Origin of the sequence: Pseudomonas sp. Pseusp97 (assembly GCF_047304025.1) — a bacterium.
Taxonomy (GTDB): Bacteria; Pseudomonadota; Gammaproteobacteria; order Pseudomonadales; family Pseudomonadaceae; genus Pseudomonas.
Map to the genome: position 1 here is coordinate 1 of NZ_JBGLYK010000558.1, position 260 is coordinate 260.

1 protein-coding gene is annotated in these 260 nt (G+C 69.6%); it reads right to left on the reverse strand.

The annotated features are described in order from the left end of the window. Positions 1 to 241: hypothetical protein (locus ACCC94_RS30335; protein ID WP_413353251.1), on the reverse strand; the 241-nt coding region annotated here is incomplete at its 3' end. Positions 242 to 260: the final 19 nt, after the last annotated feature.

Below are 260 nucleotides of genomic sequence, written 5' to 3' on the forward strand. Positions count from 1 at the left end.
TCCAGAGCCCGAGCGCCATCTGCGTCGCGGCGTGCTCCATCTCGACGAACCAGTGCGAGACGAGCGAGAAGTGGTTCGGCGTGGCCGGGGCGGCCAGGTCGCGCGGCAGTACCCAGTGGTACTGCTTGATGTTCCAGAGCACCCACGGGATGGTCGGGAGCGCGTAGACGATGCTGCGCCGCAGGAGCAGCCGCCAGAAGCCCCCGACGCCGCGCGTGGCCCACCAGACGGTCGCGGCCATCAGCAGGTACGTGTACGGC